The 13,822-nt window shown below is 63.2% G+C and carries 10 protein-coding genes and 2 pseudogenes; 10 read left to right on the top strand and 2 right to left on the bottom strand.

Going from position 1 to position 13,822, the window contains the following annotated elements; all coding sequences use genetic code 11:
- Positions 1–4 precede the first annotated feature (4 nt).
- Together ACWGPT_RS13580 and ACWGPT_RS13575 are read left to right on the top strand one after the other, a co-directional pair.
- Positions 5–1,393, top strand: coding sequence for a hypothetical protein (locus tag ACWGPT_RS13580; protein WP_452606136.1), 1,389 nt, complete (start codon positions 5–7; stop codon positions 1,391–1,393).
- Between the two features lie 169 nt (positions 1,394–1,562).
- Positions 1,563–3,611, top strand: coding sequence for an O-linked N-acetylglucosamine transferase, SPINDLY family protein (locus ACWGPT_RS13575; RefSeq protein WP_452606135.1), 2,049 nt, complete (start codon positions 1,563–1,565; stop codon positions 3,609–3,611).
- An 84-nt stretch (positions 3,612–3,695) separates the two neighbouring features.
- Here ACWGPT_RS13575 and ACWGPT_RS13570 read toward each other — a convergent pair whose 3' ends face one another.
- Positions 3,696–4,415, bottom strand: a complete 720-nt coding sequence (locus ACWGPT_RS13570) for a GntR family transcriptional regulator (protein ID WP_452606134.1) — start codon at positions 4,413–4,415, stop codon at positions 3,696–3,698.
- A gap of 218 nt (positions 4,416–4,633) precedes the next feature.
- Between ACWGPT_RS13570 and ACWGPT_RS13565 the strand changes: the two genes are divergently transcribed.
- The 6 genes and pseudogenes from ACWGPT_RS13565 to ACWGPT_RS13540 all read left to right on the top strand — a co-directional run bounded on the left by ACWGPT_RS13565 (position 4,634) and on the right by ACWGPT_RS13540 (position 10,443).
- Positions 4,634–5,722 carry an ABC transporter ATP-binding protein gene (locus tag ACWGPT_RS13565; protein ID WP_452606133.1) on the top strand — a complete coding sequence of 363 codons (1,089 nt, stop codon included), beginning with the start codon at positions 4,634–4,636 and terminating at the stop codon, positions 5,720–5,722.
- Positions 5,723–5,755: 33 nt separating this feature from the next.
- On the top strand, positions 5,756–7,042 hold the full coding sequence (locus ACWGPT_RS13560) for an ABC transporter substrate-binding protein (protein WP_452606132.1): 1,287 nt from the start codon (positions 5,756–5,758) through the stop codon (positions 7,040–7,042).
- A 131-nt stretch (positions 7,043–7,173) separates the two neighbouring features.
- Complete coding sequence (locus ACWGPT_RS13555; RefSeq protein ID WP_452606225.1) at positions 7,174–8,028, top strand: ABC transporter permease; 855 nt, start codon at positions 7,174–7,176, stop codon at positions 8,026–8,028.
- A 1-nt stretch (position 8,029) separates the two neighbouring features.
- On the top strand, positions 8,030–8,848 hold the full coding sequence (locus ACWGPT_RS13550; RefSeq protein WP_452606131.1) for an ABC transporter permease: 819 nt from the start codon (positions 8,030–8,032) through the stop codon (positions 8,846–8,848).
- A gap of 10 nt (positions 8,849–8,858) precedes the next feature.
- On the top strand, positions 8,859–9,605 hold the full coding sequence (locus tag ACWGPT_RS13545) for an aspartate/glutamate racemase family protein (protein ID WP_452606130.1): 747 nt from the start codon (positions 8,859–8,861) through the stop codon (positions 9,603–9,605).
- Positions 9,602–10,443 (top strand): annotated as a pseudogene (locus tag ACWGPT_RS13540) (GNAT family N-acetyltransferase). Before ACWGPT_RS13545 ends, ACWGPT_RS13540 begins: the two are co-directional and overlap by 4 nt.
- A 202-nt stretch (positions 10,444–10,645) precedes the next feature.
- Here ACWGPT_RS13540 and ACWGPT_RS13535 read toward each other — a convergent pair.
- Positions 10,646–11,551 (bottom strand): annotated as a pseudogene (locus ACWGPT_RS13535) (LysR family transcriptional regulator); the annotation flags it as partial.
- 153 nt (positions 11,552–11,704) lie between these two features.
- Here ACWGPT_RS13535 and ACWGPT_RS13530 point away from each other — a divergent pair.
- Both ACWGPT_RS13530 and ACWGPT_RS13525 read left to right on the top strand, forming a co-directional pair.
- Positions 11,705–12,502 (top strand): alpha/beta hydrolase fold domain-containing protein, encoded by a 798-nt coding sequence (locus ACWGPT_RS13530; RefSeq protein ID WP_452606129.1) that lies wholly within the window; start codon positions 11,705–11,707, stop codon positions 12,500–12,502.
- 54 nt (positions 12,503–12,556) lie between these two features.
- Positions 12,557–13,747: an efflux RND transporter periplasmic adaptor subunit gene (locus tag ACWGPT_RS13525; protein ID WP_452606128.1), complete on the top strand. Its 1,191-nt coding sequence runs from the start codon at positions 12,557–12,559 to the stop codon at positions 13,745–13,747.
- Positions 13,748–13,822 lie beyond the last annotated feature (75 nt).

Below are 13,822 nucleotides of genomic sequence, written 5' to 3'. Positions count from 1 at the left end.
TTTCGTGACCGCTATTTCCTTCATTTCCTCTCTCAATGCTTCGCAAATCAAGACGCTGACGACCGAGTCGATGCAAAGGCTCAGCTCCGCGCAGGTAAACGCGCTGACCACCGAGCATGTTGGCGCACTGAACTCTGCACAGCTGGCCGCGATCGATACCGAAGACATGAATTCACTCAAGGTGACGAGCCTGACCTCCACAGCGCTTCAGGGCCTGAGCACGGAGCAGTTGGCGGCCATCACCGCCGGTGTTGCCGCCTTCGAAGAGTCCCAGATCTCGGGTCTTTCCTCTGGCATCATCAGCAGCCTCACCACCGCTCAACTTGACGCGCTTGCCTCGTCCGATAAGCTCGATGCCCTCAGCACCAAGCAGATCGAGTTTCTGACGGCCGCCAACCTGTCTGCGACGGCCATAGCAGACCTGACAACCGGGCAGGTCGCCAAGCTCACCTCCGCCCAGGTTACCGCACTGGCGAGCGAGGCCGTGTCGGCCTTGACTTCGGTGCAGATCGGGGCACTTGCGACGAGCGCGATCGCTGGTCTCGAGACCGAAGACATGGCGATCTTCAACGGAAACTCGGCCAAGGTTGCGGCGCTCAGCACCAAGCAGATCGCCGCCATGGAGACCGAAGATCTCCTTCAGCTGAACAGCACCGGCGGCGGCTTCCTGTCGACGGAGCAGATCGCAGCGCTGACATCGGCACAGGTCGACGTCCTGACCTCCACCCAGATCAGCGGCTGGGTCACCTCGCAGGTCAACGCACTGACGTCGAAGCAGATCTCGGCACTCGACGTCGCCGAGCTGAGCGCTGCACAGCAGGGTTACCTGACGTCCACCCAGATCGGCGGTCTGAACAGCACGCAAGTTGCGGCTGTCGATCCAGCCACCTTCGGGGCGTGGACGACGACCCAGTTGGAGGGGCTGACTGCTGGCGGCAGCGCCGGCATAACGACCGAACAGTCAATCCTGCTCACTGGCGCAGACCTGAACGCTCTCACGTCGAAGGCCCTGGCTGCAATCTCCGATCTGGCCATCGCGGCGATCCCCTCCGCGCAGATTGCCCTGCTCGACACGGACAGCATCAAGGCCCTGACCACGGCCCAGATCGCCGCCCTGACTACCGAACAGGTTACCGCACTGACCAGCACGCAGATCAGTGCGCTGTCGTTGGCCCAGATCAGCGCCTTCGAGGACGGCGACATTGCCCTCTTCACCTCGGCCGAGATCGGTGCGATTTCCACAAGCGCCATCCACGGTCTGAGTCAGGACGACATCCTGAGCCTCTCCGACTCGCTGCTGGATGGTATCACCTCCCAGCAGGCACAGGCGATGAAGGGCGACATGATCAACTGGGTCATCGAAGCCTACCACGAGACGGATATCGCTAATTAAGGAAAAGCTTCATTCATCTAGTGCAAAGGCGGTGCTGCGGCACCGCCTTTTTTCGTTTGCGGCCAGATGATCGATCAGGCTGGAGCAAGCTAGATCGGGCAGGGAGGAGGCAGGGTCCCTCGGGCATCTGGCCGGCGGGCATCGTTGTTCTCGAGGGGAGGCAAGACCAATGGACGTCACGAAGGCCGGCAACATCGATGCAGCCGCAGTGCTCAAGGGCGTGTTCGATCGGGCGAGGCGCCGGCAGCTGTCGCTGGCCGAACTCATGCAGGTGGGCGAAGCCCTCGCCAAGGGAGGGCGGCAGGAGCAGATACTCGACCTCTACAAGACGTGGATTGCCTTCAATGACGACAACCCGTTGGTTCATGTTGCCTGTTTCAACTACGGCGTGGCGCTCAGCCAGGCCGGCGATCTTCCCGGTGCGGTCCAGGTGCTGCGAAGGGCGATCGCGCACCAGCCCGACTTCGGCCCCGCCCATGTCAATCTCGGCCGCGCGCTCGAAGACTGCAAGCTGATCGATCAGGCTGTCGCCCAATGGCGGAAGTTCATCGACGCGACCGCAGAGCTGACGCCCGACCGGATCAGTCATCGCCTCATGGTTCTCCAGCACACCGGGCGGGTCCTCGAAAGCGCGGGCCAGCTCGAACACGCGGAAGAGGCGCTGTGGCAGGCGATCGAACTGCAGCCGACAAAGCCCGAGGCGATCCAGCACTGGATTTCGGCGCGACAGCACCAGTGCAAGTGGCCGCTTCTGACGCCGTCCACCCATGTGACGGAACGCCAGCTACTTGACGGCATATCCCCGATGACGCTCGCCTGTTTTGTCGACGACCCGCTGTTTCAACTGGCCAAGGCATACCGGTATCAGAAGGGACTTGTGGGCCGCCTGACGCCGGAAGAGTTCAAGCCGGCTTCGGTGCGGGCAAGAACCGGAACGGGACAGCGCCTTCGCGTCGGGTACCTGTCTTCCGACTTCCGGGAGCATGTCGTGGGTTTTGCTCTCGGTGAGGTCTTCGAGCTGCACGACAAAAGCCGGATCGAACTCTTCGCCTATTACTGCGGGGAGCCCCGGCAGAACGACGCGGTCCAGGAGCGTTACAAGGCCGCGGTGGATCACTGGCGCGACATAACACCGCTCGACGACGCAGCTGCCGCCAGGCAGATCGCCGAGGACGAGATCGATGTGCTGATCGACGTCAACGGCTACACGAAGGGCGCCCGCACCCGCATATTCGCCTTCCGGCCAGCCCCGGTGATCATGAATTTCTTCGGCTATCCCGGCACGATGGCCACGCCCTTCCACCAGTACATCATCTCGGACGGCCAGATCATTCCGCCGGGTAACGAGATTTATTTCTCCGAAAAGGTCCTGCGGACGGATTGCTACCAGCCGATCGACCGGAAAAGGCAGATAGCGGCAACGCCGACGCGCGAGGAAATGGGGCTGCCTGCGGATGCCTTCGTCTATGTCTGCTTCAACGGCATGCAAAAGATCACCGAGCCGGTCTTCTCGCGCTGGCTCGCCATTCTTGCTGCGACGCCGGGCAGCGTCCTCTGGCTTCTTGCCGGCAACGAGGTTGCGAACAAGCGGCTTCGCGACAAGGCCGAGGCTGCCGGCATCGATGGCGCGCGTCTGATCTTTGCACGCAAGGTCCCGAACCCGCTCCACATGGCGCGGATAGCGCTGGGCGACCTGTTCCTAGACACCTTCCCCTACGGGGCGCATTCCACGGCGGCGGACGTGCTCACCATGGGGCTTCCTGTCCTGACGGTGCCGGGCAAGAGCTTCCATGCTCGCGTTTGTGCCGGCATGATCACGGCGGCGGGGATCCCGGAAATGGTCTGCGAAACGGCCGACCAGTACGTGGAAAAGGCGATCGCCTTCGCGCACGACCGCGACAGCCTGGCGGCGGTGCGGGCCTCGCTGGCCGCACAGCGCGACACCTGCACCCTCCGCGACGCGCCCGCTTTGACGCGGCGGCTCGAGGAACTTTACTGGGATGCACAGGGCGCGGCCGAACGAGGTGAAACTCCGGTGCCGGACCTGCGCAACCTCGACGTCTACTACGAAGTCGGCGCGGAGCTGATGGGAGGAGGAAGCGAGTTCGAAAGCGAAGAAGCCTATCGCGACCGCTACCGCAAGAAGCTGTTCGAACGGAACGCGCAGGAGCCGGTCGGGCCGGATTCACGTCTGTGGCCGTCGGCCGGGGGCAACTGATCGCCTTTCGCAGGGAGCGAGGCTTCACGATCGGTGGCGTACGGTCCGCAGCTCCGGGCTGACCGGTGCCGTCGGTGCGTCCCGCTACCGGGGCAACTGGAGCGCAAGCGCGTCCCTGAGGCTCAGCGACTCGGGGCTGCGCAGGTCGAGATCCGCCTCCATGTGTTCTATGTGACGGAGCATCAGCTCCTCGGCCAGCCCCTCGTCTTTCGCCTCGATGGCGTCGAGCAGGGCGAGATGTTCGCTATGGCCGCAACTCGACACGGCGGAGCGGCCGTATAGCGCGATGACCAGCGACGAGCGGGCCACGAGTTCGTCCATGAAGCGCTTCAGTATCTCGTTTCCCGCCCGCGAGGCGAGCATCAGGTGGAAGTCACCGGACGCCTGGATCTCGGCGCGTCGCCCCGCCGTGCCCTTTCCGCCCAGATGCCGGGCCTCCTCCTTCAGCTGCCGGCGGAGAGCGGCGATATCCTCAGCCGTGAGATGTGCCATGGCCGCGGCGACTATGGCCGGCTCTATGACGCGGCGGGCGGCGAAGACCTGCCGTGCCTCCTCGGGGGAAGGATGGGAGACGAAGGCGCCGCGGTTGCGCTCGATGCGGACAAGCCCCTCGAAAGCCAGCATCTGGAGTGCGGCCCGGGAAACCGTCCGGCTGACGTGGAAAAGCGCACCTACCTCGGCCTCGACAAGCCGGGCGCCCGGCGCCAGCCGGCGGTCCATGATCGCATCCCGCAAGGCATCGCGGATCGTGAGCGCGCGATCCTCCGTTACGGCATCCTTGCCTTTGGTGCTTTCGATATTCATGGGGCCGCCGCTTCTTTGACTTCCCTTCCGGATATCAGAACTGGCGTACATAATCCAAGATGGAATTGCATACAATTTACACATCGATCCGGTACACTCGCCGGATAAGTGGGCATTGAGCATCGATCCCGAGGAAAATACCCGGCCACCGGGGCTTGTGAGGCTGATGGGCCAAACTGGCACGATCCCTGCATTTGAAGTTCAGCAGGAGTCGTCAGATGAGCAAAGCATCCGAAATAGACATTGCATCCGTGACCAAGCTCTATGGTTCGACGAAAGCCGTCGACGCCATCAGCCTGAAGATCCCGGGCGGGACATACTGCTGCCTGCTTGGCCCCTCCGGATGCGGCAAGACCTCCACCCTCAGAATGATCGCGGGCCATGAGCCGATCTCCAGCGGGGACGTGCGGCTCGGCAATGCGGTGGTGACCGACCTTCCGCCCGCCCGCCGTGGAACGGCGATGATGTTCCAGTCCTACGCGCTCTTTCCGCATCTCAGCCTCGTCGACAATGTTGCGTTCAGCCTCAAGATGAAGGGAATGAGCAAGGAGGATCGCCGCGCCAAGGCGCTGGAAATGCTTCGTCTCATGCAGCTCGACGCCTATGCGGACCGCAGGCCGGCCCAGCTTTCGGGTGGCCAGCAGCAGCGCGTCGCACTGGCGCGGGCGCTGATCACCAATCCGCAGGCGCTCCTCCTCGACGAGCCGCTTTCGGCGCTCGATCCCTTCCTGAAGATACGCATGCGCGCGGAGCTGAAGAAGCTGCAGTCCTCGCTCGGCATCACCTTCGTTCACGTCACCCACAGCCAGGAGGAGGCGATGGCGCTCGCGGACCTGATCGTCGTCATGAATGACGGGCGGATCGAGCAGGCAGCCACTCCGCGGACCGTGTTCGAACGGCCGGCGACCCCCTTCGTCGCCCGCTTCATGGGAGACCACAACGTCATATCCGGCCGAGTCGCGGCCCACGAAGGCGACGAACTGCTTCTCAGCGTTGCGGGGGGAGGCGAGTTCGTCGCCACCGATGGCGCCGCCGCAGCGGACGAAAAGGCCGATATCGCAATCCGCACGGACAGGATCCGCATCGGTGCCCCGGCGGGGCCAGGACTTGGCTTCACCGGCTCCGTCACGAACGTCGAATACCGGGGCGCTTCGGTGAAGCTCTCCGTCAGCGGTGCCGGCGTCGAGGACTTCACGGCCATCATCAGCGATTCCGAATTCTTCGCCCGTCCGATCCGTGTCGGCGAAGCCATTCCCCTTTGCTGGGGCAAGCAGGACGCCATCGTCCTCGGCCGCCCGCAGCACTGACCCAAGCAAGAAAACCAACAGAGGAGAACAGACATGACGGAAACGAAGACGACCAAGGGCGTTTCGCGCCGCACACTTCTCAAGACGGGCGCGGCTGCCGCAGGCCTTGCCGCAGGCTCCGGTGTCATAACAGGCTTCCCGACGATCTGGGCGCAGAACCCGATCACGCTCCGCCAGTTCGGCACGGGCGTGTCGAACCTCAATGCGATCGCCGAAAAGTGCAAGGCTGATCTCGGCATCACGCTGGAGATGACCGCATCCGATTCCGACGCCGCCGCGCAGCGGGCCGTGACACAGCCGGACTCCTACGACATCGCGGACGTCGAGTACTGGATCGCCAAGAAGGTCTACCCGGCGGGCGTTCTGCAGCCGATGGAGGTCAAGAAGCTCAAGTACTTCGACAAGATCGTCCCGCTCTTCATCAACGGAAAGCTGAATTCCGACAGCGAGATTGCGCAGGGCACAGCCCCGCACACGGTCGGTTTCGTCGAAAGCAAGGATGCAACGACATTCGCGACGCAGCCGACCGAATGGATGACGATGGTGCCGACCATCTACAATGCCGACACGCTCGGCATCCGGCCGGACCTCGTCGGGCGCGACATCACCTCCTGGGCCGACATCATGGATCCGGCCTTCAAGGGCAAAACCTCCATTCTCAACATTCCGTCGATCGGCATCATGGACGCCGCGATGATCATGGAAGCCATGGGCGAGATAAAGTACGCCGACAAGGGCAACATGACGACCGACGAGATCGACCAGACGATCGAGTTCCTGATCAAGGCGAAGCAGGACGGCCAGTTCCGCGCCTTCTGGAAGTCCTTCGACGAGAGCGTCAACCTCATGTCTTCGGGCGAGGTGGTGATCCAGTCGATGTGGTCGCCGGCGGTGGCCGCGGTTCGCTCCAAGGGCATTCCCTGCGTCTACCAGCCTCTTAAGGAAGGCTACCGTGCATGGGGCGGCGGTCTCGGCCTCGCTTCGCACCTGGAAGGCGCCAAGCTCGACGCCGCCTACGAGTATATCGACTGGTATCTCTCCGGCTGGGTCGGCGCCTACCTCAACCGCCAGGGCTATTATTCGGCGGCGATGGAGACGGCGAAGGCGCATATGTCGGCCGACGAATGGGGCTACTGGGTCGAAGGCAAGGCTGCCCAGGGCGACATCCTGTCCCCGGACGGCAAGGTCATGGAAAAGGCCGGCGCCGTCCGCGACGGCGGCTCGTTCGAGGAACGGATGGGCAAGGTCGCCTGCTGGAACTCGGTCATGGACGAAGACCGCTACATGGTCCGCCGCTGGAACGAGTTCATCGCGGCCTGATCCCGAACCGGGCCTCCTCCCGTCGGGGAGGGGGCCTTTCATGATGAGGATATCCAGGAGTTGAGGAGGCTGAATTGACGGCATTGACATCCTCGGAGGCGGCGCCGGAAAAGGTTGCGGCGCGCCGGAGCCTGCGTCTTTCGCCATCGCTGGTCTCCTATCTCCAGGCAGGCCCGCTGGCGCTGATCCTCGGCGGCTTCCTGCTGGTGCCCATCCTGATGATCCTCGTCGTCAGCTTCTGGGACTACGACTTCGCCCGCATGTATCCGGACTTCGTTACCTTCAACTATGCCGAGACACTCGGCTCCTGGGTGACCTGGAAGACCTATCTCAACACGTTGAAGTTCGCCTTCCTGGTCTGGGTCGTCACGCTTTTCGTGGGCTTCTGGGTCGCCTATTTCCTCGCCTTCCACGTGCGGACGTCGGGCATGCAGATGGTCCTGTTTCTCATCTGCACCGTCCCCTTCCTGACCTCCAACATCATCCGGATGATCTCGTGGATCCCCGTCCTTGGACGAAATGGGCTCATAAACTCGATGCTCACGGGTTCGGGACTGGTCGAGCAGCCGGTCGAATGGCTGCTCTATTCCGACTTCGCGGTCGTGCTCGCCATGGTGCATCTCTACACGCTGTTCATGGTGACGCCGATCTTCAACACCCTGATGCGCATCGACAGGTCGCTGATCGAGGCCGCAAGAGATGCCGGCGCAAGCGGCTGGCAGACACTCACCAACGTGATCCTGCCGCTTGCCAAGCCCGGAATGGCGATCGGCACGATCTTCGTCGTCACGCTGGTGATGGCGGACTTCTGGACGGTCCAGGTGATGTCCGGAGGCCAGAGTGCCTCGGTCGCCCTGATGATGAAGAACCAGATGTCGCTTCTCCAATATCCGGCCGCTGCCGCGAACGCGGTCGTGCTGCTGGTCCTCGTCCTCTTGATGGTCGCGTCGATCCTGCGCATCGTCGATATCCGCAAGGAACTCTAGGATGCATCGAGAGCCGCGTTCCCGCGAATTCTACCTCCTGGCGTCCTTCTTCGCGCTCTTCGTCCTGTTTCTCTACGGGCCGCTGTCCGCGATCCTGATCCTTTCCTTCCAAGGGCCGAACGGCGGACTGACATTTCCGCTGAACGGCGTGTCGCTCCGCTGGTTCGCCAACCTCTTCGAGACCCAGGCCGTCGGAGACTTCGGCGGTTCATTCCGCCGGTCGCTGTCGCTCGGGATCATGGTGATGGCGGTGACTGTCCTCGTCTCACTGCTCGCCGGGCTCGCCTTCCGCCGACGCTTCGCGGGCGCCACGGCGCTCTTTTACCTGGCCGTCGCGAGCCTCGTGGTTCCCTCGATCATCATCTCGCTGGGCATCGGCGTGGTGTTCCAGCAGCTGGGCTTCAGGCCGTCATGGTACACGTCCGCCTTCGGTGCTCATCTGACTTGGACGCTGCCGTTCGGCGTGCTGATCATGCTTGCGGTCTTCAACCGCTTCTCCCCGGTCTACGAGGAGGCGGCGCGCGACCTCGGCGCATCCTCGTGGCAGACCTTCCGCCACGTCGTCCTGCCGATGATCGGCCCGAGCCTCGTCGGCGTCGGTCTGTTCGGCTTCACCCTTTCCTACGACGAATTCGCCCGCACACTGATGGCCGCCGGCTCCTACAACACGCTGCCGCTCGAGATTTACGCCATGACCACGAACGTCACTACGCCGGTGCTCTACGCGCTGGGAACGGTGACGACGGTCTTCTCCTTCCTCGTGATAGCCCTCACGCTAGGGCTGATCCTGCGTCTCAACGGGCGCCGCCAGAGCAATTGAAGCGGAAAACATGCGCATCCTGATCGTGAACCCCAATACGACGTCCAGCATGACGGCCAAGATCGAGGCATCCGCCATGCGTGTCGCGGCGTCTGGAACCCGGATTTCGGCAGCCACATCCATGATGGGGCCTGCCTCGATCGAGGGTTACTACGACGAGGCGCTGGCCGTGCCCGGTCTGCTGATGCAGATCGCCCGAGGCGAGCGGGAAGGTGCCGATGCCGCCATCATCGCCTGCTTCGACGATACTGGGCTCGACGCGGCACGAGCGCTTGCAGGCATTCCCGTGATCGGCCTCTGCGAGGCGGCGCTCGCCACCGTTTCCTTCATCGCCCAGCGCTTCACGGTGGTGACGACAATGGAGCGTTCGCGCTTGCCCATCGAGGCGCTGGTGGAACGCTACGGCATGGGGAGGAGGGCAAAGGTACGGGCCGCCGATATTCCAGTCCTCGCGCTCGAAGACGCCGGGTCTGACGCGATCGGCCGTCTGCGGGCAGAGATCGCGGCAGCCCTTCGGGAGGACCACGCCGAAGCGATCGTGCTCGGCTGTGCCGGCATGGCCGACCTCGCCCATCGACTGGAGGCGGAGTTCGGGGTGCCGGTCGTGGACGGCGTCTCTGCGGCGATCAAGCAGGCGGAGGCACTCGTTTCGCTCGGGTTGAAGACCGCCAAGCGGGGACCTTATGCTACACCGGTCGAGAAATCCTATGCCGGCATCCTGAGCATCTTCAATCCAGGCAGCCTCGTTTCGCCATGACCGTGAAGCCCGTCATCCGCCCCCTGGGCCAGAACGAGATCATAACGCTTATCGACTGGGCCCGCGACGAGGGCTGGAATCCGGGGATCGACGACGCCGCTTGCTTCCGCGCGGCCGATCCCGAGGGCTTCATCGGCTGCTTCGTCGATGGCGTCATGGTCTCGGCCATTGCAGCGGTCCGCTACGGCGAAGAGTTCGGCTTCATAGGTCTTTACATCTGCAATCCCGCATGGCGCGGCCGAGGCTATGGACGATGGGCCTGGGACGCCGGGATGGAGCATCTCGCTGGGCGCGTCATCGGCCTGGACGGCGTCGCGGAGCAGCAGGAAAACTACGCCCGCATGGGGTTTTCGCACGCCTACCGGACCGTGCGCTGGTCCGGCCGGGCGCCGGAGGTGAATGTTATGGCCCCGGATGTGAGGGACGCGGTTCCCGGGGATTTCGACCGGATAGAACAGTTCGACCGGGGGTTCTTTCCCGCACCCCGATCAGGCTTCCTCCGTTCCTGGCTAATGCCACCGCGTATAGGGCTGGTTGCCGAGATTGGGGGCGAGATTGCCGGTTATGCGGTGGTGAGGGATTGCGTCGAGGGTGCCAAGATCGGTCCGCTGTTGCAGAAGACGAGGAGACGGCCGAACGGCTGCTGACGGCTTGCCTGTCGCGCCGTCCCGGCCAGTCCGTCTCCATCGATATGCCGGAGCACCAGCGGGGTTTCGCGGAGGTCCTCGAAAAGCTGGACATGCAACCCGGATTTACGACCGCGCGAATGTACCGCGGCGCGCCGCCCCAGGTTTCGTTGCCCGGCATATTTGCGATCACCACGCTCGAACTCGGGTAGCGGCGAGGCGTCAATCGCTACGCCGCCTCACGTGCGGACAGGCGATCCTGCCGGCGGATTCGCGTCGCGAGAAACCCGCGCGCGCCCGACGTTACTCCGCCGCGACCGCAACGGGGGCAGGGGTGACCGCCTCGGGAGCAGGATTGATCGCCTCGGCTTTCCGCTTCTTTGCCGCCGCCACCATCGACCGCGCCTGGCCGGCGTCGCTGGTGCTGGTTTCCTTCAGGAGCTTGACCAGCCAGTCGACGAAGACACGGACGCGATTTCCGAGATGGCGGGTGCGGGGATAGACGATGTAGAGCGGCATCGGATCCCGGTGCCAGTCCATCATGACCTCCACCAGTTCGCCCCGTTCGATCGCGTCCCGCACCATGAACTGCGGTGCCTGCACCACGCCCATCCCGGACAGTGCGGCCGCCACATAGCTGCGGCTGTCATTTACCGAGACCGCATAGCGGGGCGTGATCTCGAGATTTTCATCGCCGCGCCGAAACTCCATGGGGAGTACCTTGCCCGCCTGCGCGTTCAGATAACCCACGGAGAAGAAGCGGGACTCCAGGTCGGCCGGGTGTTCGGGCATACCGAACATTTCGATGAAGCCGGGAGAAGCATAAGTCTGCATTCTCATCTCGCCGACCTTGCGGGCAATCAGCGACTGGTCGCTCGGCGTTCCCGCCCGAAGCGCGCAGTCAACGTTCTCCGCAACGTAATCCACGAGCCGGTCGCCGACGCCGATGTCGAGCGAAATCTGCGGATACTTGCAGTAGAAGTCGCAGAGCGCCGGAATGACGATGAGATCCGCAAAGGCGCCGGCCATCTCGACGCGCAACCGGCCGGATGGCTGGGCCTGTGACGAGGAAATGCTGCCGTCCAGTTCGTCGAGGTCGGAAAGAAACTGCGAGGCGCGCTCGTAATAGAGCGCGCCTTCGGTCGTCACCGCGACCTGGCGGGTGGTGCGGTTGAGGAGCTTCGCCTTGAGGTGTCCCTCGAGGTTCTGCACCATGTTGGTCACGGTCGTCTTCGACATGTCGAGGGATCGGGCGGCGCGAGTAAAATTCCCGGTTTCCACGACTCGGACGAAGGCACGCATAGCAGAAAGTTGATCCATGGCATGATCTCGTTGCGTAGCAACATTGTCCCGATATATTGGATAGTGAAGTACGATTAGCAAACTTGTAGAGTTTCAGCTAAACAATAATATCAGGTAGCGTCAAGGAAACAAGAAGCTGCCTCCCTTAAAGAGCAGGCAGAGGTTTATTAGATGGAGATGCAATGGCAGAAGGTCGAGTTGGGTTTGCCGGGTGCGAACACCATGCCGGTGCGGTTCTACGAGCCGCCGGTCAAGGAAAAGGCCCCACCTCTCGTCCTCTACCTGCGCGGCGGATCATTCCAGCAGGACAGACCTGCAGAGCTTGAAACGCCGATTGCCCGTAGGCTTTCCGAAAGCGGCGCTGTCGTCGTCGAGGCGGATTACGGGAGCATCTCGCAAAACATGTTTCCCGGCGCCGTGGAATGCGGTCTGGCAGCACTGCGCTGCATGGACAAGAGACGGCGCCAGATGGGCAACAGGCTGTCTCCTATCCTCGTTGCGGGGGAGGAGGCGGGCGGGAACGTGGCGGCGGGCGTCGCGCTGAAGGCGCGGGACCTGATGCCGGGTGTCCTTGCCGGGCAAGTGCTCCTGTCGCCGATGATCGATCCGACGATGAGCTCGGTATCGATCCGCAAGGCAGATGCGATCGGAATGCGGGAACGCTGGTCCGATGGCTGGATGCATTATCTCCGCGGGTTCTGCGGGTTCATGCATCCCTATGCGGCGCCGTGCACGTGTTCACGGCTTTCCTCGGTGGCACCCGCATTGGTGGTGACCGCGGAGGACGATCCTCTCAGGGACGAGACCCTCGGATATGCCGACCGTCTCGTCGATGCAGGCGTCAGGGTCCGTCGGCATGTCTTTCCTGCGGAAAGCGGCTGGTCGGGAATTTATAGCGAGAAAGACGGGGTATGGCTGTCGGAGTTGTGCACCCAGTTTCGTCTTTTCGTGCAGGAGTTGCGTCGGTAACGACTTGATTTGAGAAGGTGGCGCCCCGCTTCAGGAGGGCGCAAGGAGAGTAAGATGACGAAGAAGGTAAGCTGGGCCCTGATGGGCGCCGGAGCGGTATTGGCCGTCTCGTTGTACGGAGCCGCGGTCCATTTTGACTTCGATGATTTCGACTTTGCGCCGGCTGCCGAGGCAAACCAGGCCGAAGCCGCACCGTCGCCCGCCATCCCGGTGACGGTAGCGGCGGTTGAGCCACGCAGCATCATCACCTGGCAGGAGTTTTCCGGTCGGCTGGAGGCGGTGGATCGCGTCCAGTTGCGGCCACGGGTCGCTGGAACAATCCAGGCGGTCCACTTCACCGAGGGCGGGCTGGTCTCCAAGGGCGATCCGCTGATCACGATAGATCCTGCTCCCTATGCGGCGGCGGTAGCCCAGTCCGAAGGGCAGGTTGCCTCCGCCAGGGCGCGCCTCGACGTTGCGGTTACCGAACTGCAGCGCGGCAGGACCATGGTCGAGCGGAGCACGATTTCCCAGAGCGAACTCGCCCAGCGGCAGGGCGCCGAACGGGAAGCCGCGGCGAGCCTCCGGTCCGCGGAAGCGGCTCTCGAGCTGGCCCGCCTCAACCTCGGCTATACCGATATCAAGGCGCCGATTTCGGGCCGGGTCGGCAAGCTTGAGGTGACGGAAGGCAACCTCGTCGGTGCCGGCGATGCCGCCCAGGTCCTGACCACGCTGGTTTCCGTCGACCCGATCTATGCGAGTTTCGACGCCGGCGAGGATATCGTCTCGCGCATCCTGGCCGAACTGCCATCGCAGGACGGGCTTCGCGCGCTTGAAAAGGTCCCGGTCGAGATCATCACGCTTGGCGGCGGAGACGCGATCCGCGGTAAGCTGCAGCTGATCGACAACGAAGTGAACGCCAGAAGCGGCACGATCCGCTTGCGGGCCGTCTTCGACAACAAGGATGGCGTCCTGATCCCGGGCCAGTTCGTGCGCGTTCGCCTCGGCCAGCCCAAGGAAACCGAGCATCTGCTCGTGAGCGAGACGGCGGTCGGTTCGGACCAGGACAAGAAATTCGTCTTCGTCGTGGACCAGGCAAACACCGTTGCCTATCGGCAGATCAAGCTCGGCGCTGCAGTCGAGGGTGAGCGGATCGTGGAAAGCGGCCTGCAGCCGGGCGACCGGGTGGTCGTGAACGGCCTACAGCGCATTCGTCCCGGCGCGGTCGTGGAACCGCGCACGGAAGGCGAGATGGCCAAGAAGTAAGCGGAAACTCCGCAGCTTGAACCTGAAATGTCTTTGATGCTCGCGGCGATCGTCGCGGGCACGGCTTCCTTATGC

The organism is Pseudorhizobium sp. NPDC055634, assembly GCF_053618655.1.
This window is presented reverse-complemented; position numbering and strand designations above follow the sequence as displayed.